This window comes from Paenibacillus sp. CH40, assembly GCF_024213605.1.
GTDB classification, from domain to species: Bacteria; Bacillota; Bacilli; order Paenibacillales; family Paenibacillaceae; genus Paenibacillus; species Paenibacillus polymyxa_B.
On the sequence record NZ_JANAVQ010000001.1, the window covers coordinates 108,700 to 125,482 of the forward strand.

Consider the following 16,783-nt stretch of genomic DNA (forward strand, 5'->3'; position numbering starts at 1 on the left):
CTTCTCTTTTTTTAGGTTGTGACGGACATTATCCTGTCGGAGCTTGGATATGGTCGGTGTACACTGAAGTATTCGGTTTAATCGCTTTGTATCGCAGCTCGATTTCAGTGACACCATCCTCGAATGTAATGTACAGCTTGTCGCTGTACTCCATGACCGCTTTTTTGTTACGGGCTAATCTGATCTTTCCATGCTGTAAGGCGCAGCGTGTATCATGTTTTACGATTAGGCTCCCTTTTTTACCTGCGGAAAATACGATCCGTTCCGCTTCTGGCAACGGTTCGTGAACGTCAAGCGTACGGAACAATTCCTGCAAGCTGACCTTACGACCCGGAAAGGAGGTGAGCGGCCAAGATTTTACCGGAATCTCCTGTCCACTTGCTGTAGCGAGAAAATATCCTTCAATTCTTCCGGCAAACTGCGGCTTCGGCCGCAAGAACCAATACAGAAGAGCGGCTACTACGACACTGATGGCTACCGTCCATTTAATGGCTGTATACCGGGATTGTACAGAAACGGTTAGTGTAGCGCTGCTGGATGCTCCTTCCGGATCGGTAGCGGTAATCTTCAGCTGAGAGTCACCTGTGTGGAGCTCGGATAGCAGCAGATCATTACCGTTAATCTCAGCATGGATCGTATCCCCAGAGGCTTCTGAATCCAGCTTATAGTTCAGCTTGTCATGATTGGGGTCAACAATAAAATCTGATAAACTTCGACGGGAATCGCCATCTTCTTTTACCAGGTGAATCGTCAGGTCTTTTAAGACCTGTGGTGCTGCATTGGCCGCGTGAACCTTATGTACAATTCCCTTACGGTACCATTGCGGACTATCCAGAGATAGCTGCCATGTATAATCCCCGGTTTGAGGGAACGCATATTCGGTATGAAAGGCTCCTGACTTATAGGTCATAGGCACCTTTTTGGCTGTGCCCCCCTTGGGAGTAACTACAATATGGGCTTGGAGAGACGTATATACGGCTTCATCTGTAAGCTTTTGATTGTCCGGCAACAGAAGCTGAGCTTGAAACGGTGTCGCTTGACCTTTCAGCAACTGCACAGGCTTGTCGCCATGAGTTGCCGTTGCTTGCTTTCCTCCCATGGTAGCTTCGGCTTCCAGTCGATAGCTGCCAAGTAAATTGATTTTCACCAAATCTCCGCGTATGCCCCGTAGCTTCAACTTCACTTTACCTGCCTGTGGATGCTCGATTTTTAAAATCGCATAGCGGCTCGACTTGTACCTGCGGACATTTTCTGAATTGGAATATAGCTGTGTTTCCAGAAGGGGATGCTCCGACAAAAGCACCAGATTGGCTTCCTCCATACTAGAGTCCGGTAGAGTTACAGTTAATTCTTGCATCTCGCCAGTAGTCGTAATTGCAGCAATTGGGACGAGCTTGGAACGAATTTGACTGGCGAAAATACGGTTCAGAATTTCCGGCAGATCCTCAGCACTACTCGTAATAAAAGAAGCTCCACCCGTTTGAGAAGCGATCCGTTCGAGTTCTTGTCGATTCACTGTGCCATCATGGTTCAGACCAATCGTATACACCGGATATCCCTTGGTCTGTGCAGATTTGATGACAGAGGACACATCGTTATTGGAGTCACCTTTGGATCGGGAACCAGAGGAGGCACCAAAATCAGTCTCTCCATCAGACAACAGAATCATAAAAGGCTGACGCCCTTGGGATGCTCCTGCCGCTAGCAGCTCCGAGCCTTTGCGCAGCCCAAGTCCCAAATCCGTATAACCGGAACGGTTTAGCGTTCTGATTTCCTGTTGGATCTGGGATTTTTGCGCCGCCACGGCAATCGAAGTCAGTGGTTTCGAGGCGACCACATGGTGATTGTAGGCAACGAATCCGACGCGCGTACGGTCTGCATCACTCAAATCCATAAACATATTGATGACTTCGGCCGCAATGCCTTCAGGATCAGTATCCCTCATGGAATAACTGGTATCCAGTACAAAAACGGCATCATAACCCTCGATCGGGACAGCACCTAAAGATGCTGCATTAGCCTGATTTACAGTGCAAATGACCCCGTTTAGGCTCATTTGTAAAAATAGTACAAAAGTCATGAAAACGATAATCCCTAGTTTCCTTATTCTGAACATAAGCTCCTCCATCGTCGAGGCCAACGTGGGGGGATCAGCTCTCCTAATCCTTGGGATATAAGGGATAAAGGATCAAAACAGCTGATAACCTTCACATTAGCCATGAATTTGATTCTTTTACGCTTATCAGAAATATCCAATGGACTTCTATCGGTAATTGAGTTCTATTTGTGAATATTTCCCTGAAAAAACAGGTCTAACATATCATAAAAATTACGTATTTACGCATAAAATGAGCCAAAATACCCTATTTCAATCTGAGACTACAGAAATTGACAAAACTGAAGAGTGCTTTGTATGATAGCTCTCGTATCAACGGCAAAAATTGGGATTGAAGTTAGGAATACGAAATCATAAATTTAAAATTTCTGTGTTATCTGACTTTTCATTTTGGAAATACATCTCATTTGCATGCTTTGCCGTTAAAAGCCGAATAACGCTTCGGACCGATTTTCAAGGTTACATGCCTGTACCTTAAATGTGGTATAAGCTCAATCCTTTGACGAATTTAAATGTTAAGTAGGGGGGAGGAGGCAAAAGAACTAAAAATGAGTTTCGTCCGTTTCAAATTGGACATCCCATGTCCGTATATGGAGCAATGGACCTATAACTCATACTTTGTTCATTTGCCGACAGCGATGGAAATCATTTATCAAACCAACCGGACAATGCTTTTTGAAGAGATTAACCCGGAAAAGCTGGACCTGATCACCATTGTAGGTGATGTGAAGGGTATTGACAGCTTGAGCGATGAGAAGATCAAGGAAATTAATCAGCACCTTCTGGTGCGCAGCTTTGACGAATTTTTGGATAAGTTTTCGCCGACCGTGTATTCGTTTTTTAACGCGGCCAATCAAAAAGTCGTCTACACCCTTAAAAAGCCAGAGGGAATTGATGAGGATAGCATTTCTGAAATTCGTGTAAATCAAAGTAATGATTTTCTGAAAATGTTGTTTACGCTCATTGATACCAAGCGCAGTCAAGGAATCACCAATGTAGATTTCAAATTTGAAAATCTGCTGGATATGATTTCACCGAAAAAGGTTATGGATGATATTCGTCAAGTCCGCAAAGAGATTCACTATATGTACGGTGAATACGACAAGCTGGATGATGGCGATCCGAAGAAACTCGACATGGGTGACAAGCTGAATGGAATGTTCGAGGAAGCGAGTCAGAACTATAACAACGTTATGGCTATGCTCCCACTGGCAATTGAGGACATCAAAACCCGCCTTCTGCTCGGTGGCGCCCAAGAGGAAAACTCCGGTGAGCTGATCCAGGTGGGTATGCTCTCCATTGGGGAAAGCGGAGAACTGAAAATTATTGAAGCGCCGAAGAGCGACAGTACTGAGCTGATGCTGTTGGATGAGAACAGCACTGGCGATCTCTCCCAAGTATTCGAAGAGGATTATAACTCCATCACAGATACGCCTTCTGACTATGTGAAGGATTTGGTGGTTCGCACATTTGTGCCACTGCCAGCTGTTCAGACGAAGGTGGATACAGCGGTTGAAGTTCAAAACTACAACACGTATCTGGAGTTCTATAAAAATGCCAAGGACGATTTCGTAAAGGCGGTTAAGCCGCTTGTGGAGAAAATCCTCGGTGTCAAAATGTTCTTCGATCAATATGCAACGAAGAGCAAAGGCATGCTGCCGACAATGCTGGTGGCGAACAACAAGCTGGATATGCTGGTGAAAAGCAGCAATATCCCGCGCTTGGAAACGTACCTGAACACTGTGAATGCTAAGAATGAATTCAGCGACACGATCTGGTTCGGTATCGTTCCATCCGTTGAGCTGGAAGCAGCCGGTAAGGTAAAGGTTTCACGTGAACGCTTCAAGGGCAACGAGAAGGTCGTTAAGCAGGGCGGAAATTCTATGGAATCGCTCTCGATGCTGCTGCAAGTCGTGAAGGATTACAAAATTCAAATGTTCTTTAACTTTGAATCCGGTGAAGAAACGACTTTCAACAGTATGGCGACAGCAGGCATCGACAAATATGTCGATAAATGCGCCAGTCTCGTTCGCAGAGAATATAGCGAATTTGCTATTCCTTGTGTACCGAACTTTACGATTATTCCGAAGGACAAATCGGGTGTCATTATCGACAGCAAAATGCTACAGACCGAAGACGGTGTACAGCTCTCTAAGGAGAAAGAGGATATTCTCAAGCTGTGGATCGAGGGCGTTTATGTGGGTGCAGCCTACGTTGCCGCCGGCTTGGTCGCTTCCTATCAGTGTCCTGAGTACCTGCGTGAGACGTTCAAAACGGTCAATAAAAACTTCCCTGGCGTACGCTTCGACATCGAAGCAGGAGACAACAGCCTGCGCACGGTAACGACGATGGCCAAGGAAATCACTGGATTCACCAACACGATCAAGGATGCCATCAACCGTAAAAACTTCGGCTTTGTATTCTCGTCGGAGAATGCTCAGATCCAGGATAAGGATATCCGCCGGATTACCGTCTACAAGGCGAGAAGCATGGCGATGTCCGAGGACGGCTTTGACTCCATCTACAAGACGCTGGTCAGCACGTACATTGAACGTATTTTGCGCTACCAGACAGGGGACTTCAAACACGAAAATATCGTCCGCTTCTTCAGTAACAATCCGAGCAGTCAGAAGAGCAAGTGGCTGAGCAGCAGAGGATCTGTTAACTCGATCATTCAGGACGGAGACGATATGAGCTTCATTATTGATGAGAAAAGCAATATGTGCCATATCGATCTGGTCTTCAACGGTAATGTGAAGAACCTGGAAGTCATGATCACTAAGGGAACCAGCTCGGTCAAATCATGATCCGAGCACTACGAAAGATGTTAGAGGCGTTTCTATCCAGAACCGCCTTTATACATAAATCGCGGAGAAGCTCTGCATCTCCCACCATCATATTACCTAATTTCAAGGAGGCAACACACATGGGATTCAGATTGAAAGTAGAAGGACAAGAAACAATCGAGCTGGGCTTGGATAACATCCAAACGGTTATTTATGACACCGATACACCGGACGATTCCAATGCACGTTCCACTGACGTAGGCTCCACGCTGCGCATCAGCGGCAAAATCATCACAGCAGTAGACGGTGACAGCGCGGATGACACGCTGAAACTGGCTTTGTGGTCTCTGGTTCCTGCTGAAAAAGCAGACAGCTACCGTAAAGTAACACTGGAAGTTATCGCAGCTGATCAAGTTGTGCGTAAAATCCACTTCCCGAATGCTTTCGTTGTAGACTACACCGAGCACTTCGGCGACACAGAAGGTGTAGGTGCATTTACACTCTACATCAAACAAAAGAAAGACAAAACCGAGTTGGCTACAATCGACGGCGGATATCCGGTTTAAGCTTAACGTCTTCACGTTAAGTGCAGCTTAAACACACACTCATCCGGCACACAAGTGCAGGGTGGATAAATATTAAGAGGCCTACGGGTCTCTTAATATTTATTTTTTTCGGAGAGGGGAACATCACACAATGACCAACTACTATGAGCTGCTCGGTGTCAGCCGGGATGCTTCGGAGGCAGAGATTAAGCAGGCTTACCGTAAACTGGCCAAAAAGTATCATCCTGATACCAACCAGGGAAGCGAGGAAGCAACGCGCAAGTTCAAGCTGATTCACGAGGCTTACAATACCTTGCGTGACGAAGCATTGCGGCAGGCATACGATGCCGAGCTCATCCGAAAAACTGAGGGAGCTGGCGGGGAACAGCAAGAGAGAGGGAGAGGGGCTGCATCCTCCAGCGGTGCGCGTACGGCAGCCAAAGGATTCAATCCGGCTGATATAGGAACTGACTTTGAGCAATTTTTTGGTTTTCATCCGAAAACGAAGGAGGGCTCACCAGGGAAAAAAACGAAAAAACCCGGTGATCCGACGGATACCTCCGCGATGTTTAACCAATTTTTCGGTATTCGTAAAAAGTGATGATTTCAGGATAGAAATGGGGGAAGCAAGCAGTGAAAACGGCGCAGAACAGATGGGTTTTCATCATAGATGTTGCCATGTTCGGGCTGATGCTGGCGATCGCCTTTTATGTGTTTAATCGTACAGGCTACAGCGGTTTGAAAACCGTGGTCGCGATAGGTATTGGAATCGGCGTGCTTGTATACATATTGCGCAATCTGGTGTCCGTTGTACCCATGGGCAAGCCAAAGGCGCAACGTCAGCGGATTGCCAAGCTGGTGTTGATTGATGAAGAGGGCGAGTCCATTAAAGAATGGTATATCGAAGGCGAAACGTCGCTCTTAATTGGTAAAACAACGTCGCGTTCGGAGGCGGATATTGATTTGGTAGGTACAGATTATGCCTCCCTGGTAAGTGTGGAGCATGCGGTACTCAACCGGGTGAACAGCGACTGGTTTGTGGAGGATGTGGATTCCGGTAATGGTACAGGCTTGCGGTCTGCCAACGAAAGTGTAACCAAGAAGTTGGAAAGCGGTGAGCCATACCGGATTTACTCAGGTGATTTATTATATATTGCCAATACGAGACTGCTCGTTAAATAGATGAGGATGCTGCAAAATCCTCAGATCGCTGAAAAGACAATCATGACAATGGGGGAAGGAACCGACTATGAGTTTGACAAGATGCCCGAACGGACACATGTTCAGTACACGAAAGCACGGAAATACGTGTCCTTATTGCAACACGGTAGTAAATGTAGCTGCACCCAAGAGCGCAGAGCCAGTGGCAGCGAAAACAAACGTCGTAGGAGATAACGACAAAACAATGCCGTATTTGGGCGAGACGGTGGGCATTCATCCGGTAACCGGATGGCTGGTATGCATCGAAGGAGCACAGGTGGGTCAGGATTATCGCATTATGGCGGAGAAAAACTTTATCGGGCGCGCAGAGGAAATGCATGTCCGCATTATCGGGGACAACACGATTTCCCGTAGAAATCATGCGGTCATTGTGTATGATCCGAAGAAACGTAACTTTTACTTGTTGCCAGGCGATTCATCAGGTTTGGCGTACCACAATAACGAGGCGGTATATTCACCAGCAGAGCTGGCTGCCTATGACGTGATTCAGCTGGGACACAGCAAATTTATCTTTATCCCGCTGTGTGGCGCCCATTTTGAGTGGGATAACGAAAACTAGGACGGAATTGGGCAATGGTGCAGGGAGGTAACGATATGCAGCCTTATTTTGTTGTAAGTGGAGCTGCGGTACTATTCGCTGTTCTGCTCATGATCCGTATACGACTGACGCGAAGTTCCGGTAGCCGTATCATGAGTGGAATTGAGATCGGAAATGGTCAAACGATCGGGAGCCGGAGCGAGCAGGATGATTATTTCTCCAGTATGACGACACCTGTCGGTACGCTGGCTGTTGTCGCAGACGGTATTAGTGGACTGGCCAATGGACGTATGTCCAGTACCTTGGCTGTGACGACTTTTACGAAGGCGTTTGCCAAGCTGGAAGATGCAACGAATTTGAACGGATATTTTGCAGAGGCGGCAACTCAAAGCAATCGCGGCATTTTGCAAAATTTGAATGGACAGGGCGGAGGAACGACGCTGGCTGCGGTCATTGTGTGCGGCTATCAGCTGTATTACGGAGCAGTGGGCGACAGCTTGATTACGATTTACCGCAATGGTCATTTCCAAACAGTCAATTCCAAGCATACAGCAGAAACACTGCTGGAGGAACGAGTGCTTGCTGGACAAATGACCTCGGAGGAAGCCAAAACGAGTCCAGTGCGTAATCAACTGGTCAACTACTTGGGCTATGAGGGCTTTGAGAGCATGGAACTGGGTAATGCACCGATTCGTTTGTATTCAGGCGATCATGTGCTGCTGTGCAGCGATGGCATTCAGGAGGCGCTGACGGAGATTGAATTGGAAGAGATTATGCGCAAGGGTGGAACACCGCAGGAAACAGCGGATGCCATGATCGATGCCATCAATGATAAAGGCTTTAAAAGTCAGGATAATGCGACAGTACTTATTTTAGCGATAGGATGAAACAAGAAAGACGGGGGTAGCGATGCGCAAGGACAACAGCGATTTTAGTACCGCCTTTGTGTCGGAAGCGGGCTCTTACATAGACAACCGGGACTATTTTGCATTCATGGAGACGGACGACATGGCCTGTTATGTCCTCGCAGACGGTCTGGATTCGGATCAGGAGCTGCGCAGCGCAGAAATGGTTGTCAAAACGGTGCTGGAAAACTTCATGGAGAAGCCTTCCATGTCCAAACGGCGCTTGATGAGAGATCTGCGTGAAGCGCAGGAATGGCTGCAATTTGAAAGCCGTCGTGTTCGGCTCAAAGCCAGTCTGCTGATGGTAGTGACCAACTATAACAAAATGGTGTATGTTTCGTGCGGTAATGTGCGGCTATATCATTTTCGCAATGGAAGGCTTAATTTTCGCAGTAAGGATCATAGTCTGGCTCAGTCATTGGCAGATGATGGACGCATTCCAGCCGAAGCGACCAGCACACATGAGGAACGAGGTAATCTGCTGGAATACTTGGGAAATCCGAATGGAGTTCATGCCCATTACGCCAAAAAGACGCAGCTTGCAGATGGAGATGTAATCCTGCTTGCCACATCAGGGATGTGGGAGGATGTTGAGCTGGCGGAAATGCTGGGGGCGCTGGAGGAAGCGAAGGACCCGGTCATGCTGACGGACACCTTGGAAGAGGTTCTGCTAAGCAAACAGCACCGGACGGTGAATAATTACACGGCTGCGGCCATTTATGTAAATAAAGTTTTTCAGGAAAAGCCTAAAAACCGCCGCAAGTTGATCAAACGGATTTTGATTGCGTTGCTTGTTTTTATTGTTGTGGGCGGGGGAGCATGGATTACGCTGGCTCGTATGGCTGCGAATAAGGCAGCTGCACTGGAAACGATGATCGAATCAGCCCAAGCCGCAGACGATTATGCAAGGACAGGAGATTATGCGAAGGCGCTCAAGTCCTACAGCGAAGCGAAAAACGCGGCGGTTAAAATTAACGATAAGATTCATAAGCGACTGTATACAGCCGAGCAGAAACTATCTCAATTGCTGGTGGACGGAGACGGCTACGTGGAAAAGGCGGACTTTACCAAAGCTGAAGCCAGCTACGAGAAAGCACGGAAAAGCGCCGGGCTATATCCACCATTTAATGTGAAGGATATTGAGCATAAAATCGACCAATTGGACAGCTATGCCGAGACGGCGAGCTGGATGAAGGACGGAGATTTAAAATTTCAGGGCGGCGATTACACGAATGCGCTTAAGCTATACAAGAAAGCAAACAAGGCTGCGATGGAATCCGGTTATACGTCCGCGCAAAAAGAACTGGAGAAGAAAATTACCGAGGCCAACGATAAATTGACAGCTATTCAGCAGCAGCTCAAGGAGATTCAAGCTGGAAAACTTCAGGCCAAAGGGGATCGGATGATGAAGGATCTCGATTATGAAGGAGCCATTGATGCCTATAGCGGGGCACAGGAAATTTATCAGGAGATTGATAAGCTCGAAAGTGTTCTGGCATTGGAACGGAGCATTGCCAAGGCGGAGGAAAAGCAGAGCGCGGAACAGCAGAAAAATGGTCAGCTTCCTGCTGGATTGGGATTGTCTGACGGAGCGTTGAACGACACGGACGCAGGGGACACAGCGAGTGAAGCTTCATCTTCCGCTGCTGCAACCCCTGCTGCAGAATCGCAAACGAAGGCTGCGCCAACGGCTTCAGCGGGAACTACACCCGCGAAGAAGGAAGCCACTTCAGCTGCAAAGAGCATGGGTACAGGCGATGGAACTGCCCCTTCGGCCAAGGTGGATACCAACAAAGAGCAAGGAACTGCTGATTCCGCTTCTAAAGCAGCAGGGGCGTCTGATTCAGAGAACCAAGATCGGGCTGCTGCGAACGGAGGTTAAGTTTTTCATGTTCAATGAATGCTGGAGCCGGAAAGGAGTGAGACGTCGTGAAAGAGCTGGTACAGGACCGTTTGAGCAAGATGGACGATTTAGAGCAGAGACGTTTACTGAAAAATATGATGGCGGGGGTATTTATGAACCTCGTCGAATATCAGGAAGAAATGACCCGCCAGCTAGAACGGCGGGTATTTGAGGAAATTGAGAATACAGAAGAAAAGATTGATGTGTACGTGTCATTGACATCGCGTGAGGACTATGACCCGATTCATGAATTTTTATATCCTGTGTTACCGTCTGATACGGAGGAAAAGCAGATGGACATCAGCCGTGTGGCAGAGGTGGTACGCGAAGGCGGTGCGATGCCGCTGTTTACGCTTTTTCTTGAGATGGAGACCGAACGTATCTCAGCGCTGGTGCGCAGCAAGCGTATTTTCTCAGGAATGTTGGTCACGGAAACTGGCAATTATCCGATTCGTTTTCGTCTGGAGCATAACCGTTCTTATATTTTGGAGATTGAGCAGTTATATCACACGTTTATGCAAAATGGCATGCCATGGAAAACAATTAATCACCCGTACGCTTATAAGTTTGTGGACTGTGTATTGATTGGTGGAGACGGCGAGCCGGCCGCCCATGAAGAAATTCATGAAATTACAATTTCATTGGAGGAATTCGACGTTTTTAAGAAGGGCGACGTTTTTCCGCTTTGGAACATTGAAAGGCTATCTCTAAAGAACAGCGGTTTTCCTATACCCGCTATGGATCGTGTGAACTATGAGCATGTGCTGCCTTTGCGAAAAACAGGTCCTGAGCATGGTTATTTGATTGATGGGACTGAAGGCGATATCCGGTATATCAAGCGTACAGAAGAGGAACTGACGATTGTCACACCACGTGATAAGTCTGGCGAATGGAATGTGTTGAAGGTTACGAAGCCTGTTACAACGAGACTTAGTCGTCAGACTTATCCGTTATTGTCCAATCGGCGACAGGACAGCTTTTTGGGCCGCTATGCAGGAAAACAGGCCGTGATTGTCCGTGCCAAGGCGGAAATCATGCGTATCGTAAACTCGTTTGAAGCAGCGCAGGGGCTGGAGCTGGAACGTGTGGACATCTGGGGAGGTGCAGGGAGAAATGATGTAAGCAACCTTGTAACCAAAACCCAGACGTATCCGTTAAATCCGTTTGTCAGCGATAACGTACGTACAGAGGAAGGCAAGCAGATTATGCGTTTGGGGTTCAGACGTGGTTCTGACGATGTTTTGCCCACCGCGCCTGCTTATATTTTATCCGATTTAATGAGCTTTCTGGTATCGGAAGTGCAGATGTATTTTCCAGAGTACAAGTGTGAAGGAGAATGGGTGTGAATTACGTCTGGGATTTGCTCATGCGAGCGAGAGAACAGGGGCTGGATGTAGATAAATTCCGCTTCGTACCCGCTGTCAGCTACTCTCCGTATATGGAGCTTAGTCTGGCAGAGTTGAATACTTCCCATTTGGAGCAGGTAGTGGAAATCAATCCGTACTACCGCTTTTATTCTATTTTTCGGGATCTGTTTCCACCGGATGCTGAAGAGTATCTGGAGCTGAGAGAATCGCTATTTGATATTATGATGCATTTTCTGGCGGAAATGGACTTGTATCAAGGGATGAATCGGCGGGAGTACCATATCCAGTTTGTTCGGCGTGATATTGCAGAGGGCATTTTTGGCCCGAAGGTAAAGGAAGGCTTTGGACAATTAAACCGTGAGGATCAGGACGCGATTGCTGAAGGATTGCTGCGCCTGTATGAGACGGGAGAAGCCGTACATCTGCTAAAAGAAACGATGCGGCGCGTCTTTCATCGCTCAATCATTTATACCAATTGTGAGGAAAAGGACGAATTACTCATCTATATCGGCCAAGAGGAGACGCCGTTGTCACGGATTAAGGTGGATTTGATTCTGGATCTGTTTCTTCCGGCACGTTTTACGACGGAATTGTATTGGACAAGTCATTTCGGCATTTTAGAGGAAGATCCTACGATGAAAATAGACGCTATCGCCCTCTATTAAGGCTAAATGGCTAAGAAAGGACATGTGAACGATGAACGGACCCTATACATACAGGTTGCTAGACCCGCTCACCGATCGAAAAAGCATACGCTTCACGGCGAAATACACGCGGGCGGAATTGGAGCAAATGACGACCTTTCAGTTACGCGGGATATGCGATAAGGAACGACTGGTCGAGGGATTTGCCAATCGCCTGGCACGTGAAGAATTGATTCGCGTGATTTTGCGATTTCGGAGTGCGGAAGAGCATTTACTCATCACAAGGCCGAACCCTGGCGGTTTTGAACGCATGGAATCGGCACTACAGCGAAACTGGAATGACCGTCGGCAGGAGAGCAGCGGTATCCGGGTTCCCGCCAAAATCACACTGTATCAGGGTGTACGCACAGGTCGCATGGACAACTACCGGATTGAATCCGATTTGCCTTGGCTGAGCTCATCTAATGTGCTTCTGGTGAATGCGACAGGAGAACTGTGCGGTGTTTTGAATTTGGTGAAGGATGAGGGACGAACAGGCGTATATTATCTTTCTCGTCATCGTGATGCTGAACTGCGAGAGACGTCCAATCATAGTTATAGCCTATTATTTCTGCGAAGACAGGAATCAGAATATTTTTATAACCTCTACTATGGAGATAAGCCAATGCTGCCGCTGAAGCTTCAAGGTCACCGGATTCCGGTGGCAGAGCTGATCATTCGGGGTACGGAAACAACAGATGCGGTACTTGCGATTGATTTTGGCACCTCGAACACCACAGCAGGTGCTTATTTGGATAGCTCCTACGTTACGGCTCCTGATACAGGTATGAGCAGCACGGTAAGGCTGAACGCCATCAATTATGTGTCATTCCCCGGCCCAGAAGGGGCAGAAGGCGACTGGATCGAAGTATTGCCGACTGCTATTCGCGTCGCAGACTGCTCCAATCCAGAACATATCCTTTATGTATTTGGGGAGGGTGCACTACGTGGATCTGACGTGGCAGGCAGCCGTGCGACAGTATTGCGAGGGATCAAGCGGTGGGTCAACGATTATAAGCGAATCGAGGAATTAATGGATTCCGAGGGGAATACAGCAACCGCTTCCCGCAGTGATATTTTAGCTGCTTTTATCCGTTATGTGATTGCTACAGCCGAGCAGCAATTTAAGTGTCGGTTCCGCAACCTGCACTTTTCTGCTCCGGTCAAGCTGCAGCCCCAGTTTATAGAGATGTTTAGTGATATTTTGCCTGATTACCAGATTGAAGCGGAGGATGCGCTGGACGAAGGGCTGGCTGTACTGTACAACACGCTGGCAGACCAGATGGAACGAGGGACTTTTGCGGACGGTGAGGAGTATCAGGCACTTGTCATTGATTGTGGTGGAGGCACGACAGATTTGTCTTCCTGCCAATTCCGAATTGAGGACGGACGTATTGCTTACAAGCTGGATATTCACACAACGTATGAAAATGGGGATACCAATTTTGGTGGAAACAATCTGACGTATCGGATTATGCAGTTTATGAAAATTGTATTTGCAGGTTATTATGCTGCCGAGACTCGTTTGCCTGACACCGATATTGATGCCCTGATCGGCATTCCTTCGGGAGATTTGTACCGTCATGTGGATGAGTTTGGTGTAGATGCTGTATATGCGGGACTGGAGGAACGCTACCGTGAGGCAGAGGCCATTTTGCCTACCGCGTTCAAACAGTATGAGCATGCTACACGGGATGAATATCAGCGGGTACTGAGTAATTTTCATCTGTTATGGGGCGCGGCAGAAAATATGAAAAAGGAATTTTTTCTACGTACGGGGATCTTGCGCAGTCGCTTCGAATCTGAGCAGGTATTATCTGCTGAAAGCGACCTGAACATTGCAGTGATGGACCGTTGGCTGGTATCAGTCATCAAGAACGGACGGTTTCGTGATGAATATGGTTTGCCTGATGTAGTGTTTAACATTCGGGAAATACAGCAGCTTCTTAAGGCAGACATCTACAATATTGTGCGCAAGTTTTTGGATGAATTTTATCTGGAGGGGCGCTTGCAGGAGTATTCGATTATCAAGCTAACCGGGCAGTCCTGCAGGATTGACGTATTTCGCGAAGCACTCAAGGAATTTGTACCAGGGCGCAGTATTGAGTTCCGTCAAAAGGCAGAGGACCTCAGCCGGGTACCTGAGTTGAAAATGGCCTGTCTGCGCGGGGCTATCCGTTACCTGAACGCTAAAAAAATGGGCACGATTGAGCCTGTTATTACCAATCATATTCCGGCTATTCCGTACACGGTCAGCGCATGGACGCATACGGGACGCGAGAAGGAGTTGATTGCGAGTTTGGAAAGCAACCGGGTACGCGGTTCCATTTCCCGGCCGTCTCATGCGGCTGAGGTAGAGTTCTTCCTGACGGCCGACGGCGGCAAGCTGCGTCAGCGTCATGTGTACCGTAGTCGGCCAGAAGCTTTTGAACCCATGCCGTATGAGGAAATTGCCGTGCTGTACGGGCGGAATATCCCGCAGGATGATACGGACTCCATCCGTAATGGGGAAACGAAATATTTTGTTTTTGTCGGAGATAGCCGCTGGGGCTTTTATGTAGTCCCGATTACCCGCCGAGATGAATTGCTGCATCTGGGACCCAAACGCTTTTTTGCTTTCGAAAATGATCTCTCCGAGCTGGATTTCTTTGACGGCACGAAATAGTAAATTAAGGATCTCACAAAATGCTGAAATCAGAAAAGTACACAACACTTGGAGGGGATAACGTGCTGTATGCAGGTTTTTGGAAGCGAACTTTGGCTTATATCATTGATAGCCTTATTTTAGGATTTGTATTTATGATTATTGGATTGATCTGGGGTGTAATTCAGCTTTTTGGGAACTGGGCGCCATCTCCGGCAGAAACCTCTATGCTGACAGATGGGTCGACTTATATTTTTACAATGAAAACAATAGGACAGACCTTGCTGAATTGGGGAGCTATATGGCTATATTATGCGCTTATGGAATCGTCCAAATGCAAAGCAACGGTGGGCAAGCTGGCTCTCGGCATCGTTGTGGTAGATGAGTTTAACCATAAGCTCAGCTTTGGACGTGCAAGTGCACGCTACTGGAGTAAGCTTCTATCAGTCATCATTTTGTTCGTCGGTTTTATCATGGCAGGCTTTACGGCTAGGAAACAGGCTCTTCACGATCTGATCGCCCGTACCTATGTTGTGGACAAACGCGAGCTGGACTATATCCTTCGTGAGCAGGCTGATCGCGGAACCGGGATGTGATATTTAGGTTGGCACACAGATTCAAAGATTCTGATGAACAGCAGGCTTTAAACAGGAGGAGCAGCAGGATGTACGCTGGTTTTTGGAAAAGATTTTTAGCCCATTTGCTAGATTATACTATTTTATTTGTGACTATTCGTTTGATTGATACGTTGCCGTTTGTGACGATAGGGTTTGTCTCTGCGTTCGTAAAAATGCCGAATTTTTTGGAGTTTGTTTCACACTTAGACGATGTGTCGGTGAGAATTTTGGGAGCTATTATTATTTTTGGCCCTCTTTTATTGGATTGGCTTTACCACACCATCATGGAATCATCAAAATGCAGAGGAACGGTCGGCAAGCTGGCTGCGGGGCTTGTCGTTGTGGATGAAAATAATGAAAAAATATCTTTCGGACGGGCCAACGCCCGCTACTGGGGTAAGATCATTAGCTTGGTCACTATATTTGTCGGTTACATCATGGTGGCCTTCACAGCGAAGAAGCAGGCGCTGCATGACAAAATCGCTTGTTCCTATGTGGTAAACAAAAAATGGCTCAATTACTCGGAGTATATAAAGCTTAACTCACAGATTCCAGAGGTGACTGTTCCGGCTCCTGCGCCCGGCGTAAATCGGTTGTCCGTTCCCTTGAATAAAGAAGAGCAGTAATGACGTCGCAGAGCGAAGAGAGGAGGAAACCACATGTTAACGCATATCGTTCCGAAGTTTGAGAAGGGCCGTATTCTAAAAACCGAAATGCTAGAAAATTTGCGAGACTATCCTCGCAGTTTTCTGGATATCCGGTATCAGGATTTTTCGGATGGTATTATCACCGGAATGAACGTAACTGTCGGGGAGAACACGCTGACCATTGGTAGAGGCATCGTGAAGCACAAGGATAGATTATACCTGCTGGAGCAGGAGCAGGAAGTACCGTATACAGCCACCGGGCGACTGTCGGTGTTGAAAATGCTCTTTTTGGAACAAACAGATCGCCCGGATTTCACCGCTCATCATGCAGATATCGTGCTGGAGGATGAGGCAGAGATCGGTCTGGATGAGATAGAGCTGGGCCGATTCAAGCTCAAAGATGGAGCCGTGCTTCGCTCGGATTATCAGGATTTTGCCGACATGGCAACCGAATTCAATACATGGAGTGATATTCATGCTCCTTTTGCGGGTTTGAAGCAGAGTACATTGCGCCCAGAGACGATGCGCTACTTCGCATCTGAGCTGCTTAAAAGTGGTGCCACAGATCCGATGGATTGTATGTTTGCGCTCATATGCCTGAACTCAGAAGCCGTAGACAGAGCTTCCATTCAGCATTACATTGCAAACCGAAATGGTGCGGAATACAGAGATTATTCTCATGCTCAGTTGCATAGACAGCTAGTTCTTATTCTAGAAGGCGCCGGACGTGGAAAACGAACAGCAGGCCGTTGGCAGGGCGGCGGCGCCGGACGGATGATTGTGGATTAGAAAATCAGGTAGAGGAGTGTGC

Annotated in this window: 14 protein-coding genes; 13 read left to right on the top strand and 1 reads right to left on the bottom strand. The window is 47.5% G+C overall.

Annotated elements, in window-relative coordinates; all coding sequences use genetic code 11:
- Positions 1–28: 28 nt before the first annotated feature.
- On the bottom strand, positions 29–2,116 hold the full coding sequence (locus tag NLX73_RS00445; protein WP_254325065.1) for a vWA domain-containing protein: 2,088 nt from the start codon (positions 2,114–2,116) through the stop codon (positions 29–31).
- Positions 2,117–2,754: 638 nt separating this feature from the next.
- On the opposite strand from NLX73_RS00445, the gene NLX73_RS00450 reads away from it, so the two are divergent.
- From NLX73_RS00450 to NLX73_RS00510, 13 genes are all read left to right on the top strand, one after another.
- Positions 2,755–4,923, top strand: a complete 2,169-nt coding sequence (locus NLX73_RS00450; protein WP_023989860.1) for a hypothetical protein — start codon at positions 2,755–2,757, stop codon at positions 4,921–4,923.
- Positions 4,924–5,042: 119 nt separating this feature from the next.
- On the top strand, positions 5,043–5,468 hold the full coding sequence (locus NLX73_RS00455) for a hypothetical protein (protein ID WP_025685506.1): 426 nt from the start codon (positions 5,043–5,045) through the stop codon (positions 5,466–5,468).
- A gap of 130 nt (positions 5,469–5,598) precedes the next feature.
- Entirely contained in the window at positions 5,599–6,048 is a 450-nt protein-coding gene (locus NLX73_RS00460; protein ID WP_254325066.1) for a J domain-containing protein, read from the top strand.
- 32 nt (positions 6,049–6,080) lie between these two features.
- Positions 6,081–6,629 (top strand): FHA domain-containing protein, encoded by a 549-nt coding sequence (locus NLX73_RS00465; RefSeq protein ID WP_254325067.1) that lies wholly within the window; start codon positions 6,081–6,083, stop codon positions 6,627–6,629.
- 67 nt (positions 6,630–6,696) lie between these two features.
- The gene (locus NLX73_RS00470) at positions 6,697–7,227 is read left to right on the top strand and encodes an FHA domain-containing protein (protein ID WP_254325068.1); all 531 of its coding nucleotides are present in this window, start codon (positions 6,697–6,699) and stop codon (positions 7,225–7,227) included.
- 35 nt (positions 7,228–7,262) lie between these two features.
- Positions 7,263–8,093 carry a PP2C family protein-serine/threonine phosphatase gene (locus tag NLX73_RS00475; RefSeq protein WP_254325069.1) on the top strand — a complete coding sequence of 277 codons (831 nt, stop codon included), beginning with the start codon at positions 7,263–7,265 and terminating at the stop codon, positions 8,091–8,093.
- Positions 8,094–8,115: 22 nt separating this feature from the next.
- Positions 8,116–9,993, top strand: a complete 1,878-nt coding sequence (locus NLX73_RS00480) for a serine/threonine protein phosphatase (protein ID WP_254325070.1) — start codon at positions 8,116–8,118, stop codon at positions 9,991–9,993.
- Positions 9,994–10,040: 47 nt separating this feature from the next.
- Entirely contained in the window at positions 10,041–11,360 is a 1,320-nt protein-coding gene (locus NLX73_RS00485; RefSeq protein WP_103049361.1) for a normocyte-binding protein, read from the top strand.
- A complete protein-coding gene (locus NLX73_RS00490; RefSeq protein ID WP_103049362.1) occupies positions 11,357–12,046 on the top strand; it encodes an iron-dependent peroxidase in 690 nt (229 codons plus the stop codon). The genes NLX73_RS00485 and NLX73_RS00490 overlap by 4 nt, the downstream gene beginning before the upstream one ends.
- A gap of 31 nt (positions 12,047–12,077) precedes the next feature.
- Positions 12,078–14,729, top strand: a complete 2,652-nt coding sequence (locus NLX73_RS00495; protein WP_254325071.1) for an Hsp70 family protein — start codon at positions 12,078–12,080, stop codon at positions 14,727–14,729.
- Positions 14,730–14,791: 62 nt separating this feature from the next.
- Positions 14,792–15,304 (top strand): RDD family protein, encoded by a 513-nt coding sequence (locus NLX73_RS00500; protein ID WP_367997083.1) that lies wholly within the window; start codon positions 14,792–14,794, stop codon positions 15,302–15,304.
- 68 nt (positions 15,305–15,372) lie between these two features.
- A complete protein-coding gene (locus tag NLX73_RS00505; RefSeq protein WP_254325073.1) occupies positions 15,373–15,951 on the top strand; it encodes an RDD family protein in 579 nt (192 codons plus the stop codon).
- Positions 15,952–15,984: 33 nt separating this feature from the next.
- On the top strand, positions 15,985–16,761 hold the full coding sequence (locus NLX73_RS00510) for a DNA and RNA helicase (RefSeq protein WP_254325074.1): 777 nt from the start codon (positions 15,985–15,987) through the stop codon (positions 16,759–16,761).
- Positions 16,762–16,783 lie beyond the last annotated feature (22 nt).

What these genes read in the sequence shown, in the direction of transcription:
- NLX73_RS00460 (WP_254325066.1), top strand. Translation starts at nt 5,599, where the DNA reads ATGACCAACTACTATGAGCTGCTCGGTGTCAGCCGGGATGCTTCGGAG.
- NLX73_RS00495 (WP_254325071.1), top strand. Translation starts at nt 12,078, where the DNA reads ATGAACGGACCCTATACATACAGGTTGCTAGACCCGCTCACCGATCGA.
- NLX73_RS00480 (WP_254325070.1), top strand. Translation starts at nt 8,116, where the DNA reads ATGCGCAAGGACAACAGCGATTTTAGTACCGCCTTTGTGTCGGAAGCG.
- NLX73_RS00450 (WP_023989860.1), top strand. Translation starts at nt 2,755, where the DNA reads ATGGAAATCATTTATCAAACCAACCGGACAATGCTTTTTGAAGAGATT.
- NLX73_RS00505 (WP_254325073.1), top strand. Translation starts at nt 15,373, where the DNA reads ATGTACGCTGGTTTTTGGAAAAGATTTTTAGCCCATTTGCTAGATTAT.
- NLX73_RS00445 (WP_254325065.1), bottom strand. Translation starts at nt 2,116, where the DNA reads ATGTTCAGAATAAGGAAACTAGGGATTATCGTTTTCATGACTTTTGTA.
- NLX73_RS00455 (WP_025685506.1), top strand. Translation starts at nt 5,043, where the DNA reads ATGGGATTCAGATTGAAAGTAGAAGGACAAGAAACAATCGAGCTGGGC.
- NLX73_RS00470 (WP_254325068.1), top strand. Translation starts at nt 6,697, where the DNA reads ATGAGTTTGACAAGATGCCCGAACGGACACATGTTCAGTACACGAAAG.
- NLX73_RS00510 (WP_254325074.1), top strand. Translation starts at nt 15,985, where the DNA reads ATGTTAACGCATATCGTTCCGAAGTTTGAGAAGGGCCGTATTCTAAAA.
- NLX73_RS00475 (WP_254325069.1), top strand. Translation starts at nt 7,263, where the DNA reads ATGCAGCCTTATTTTGTTGTAAGTGGAGCTGCGGTACTATTCGCTGTT.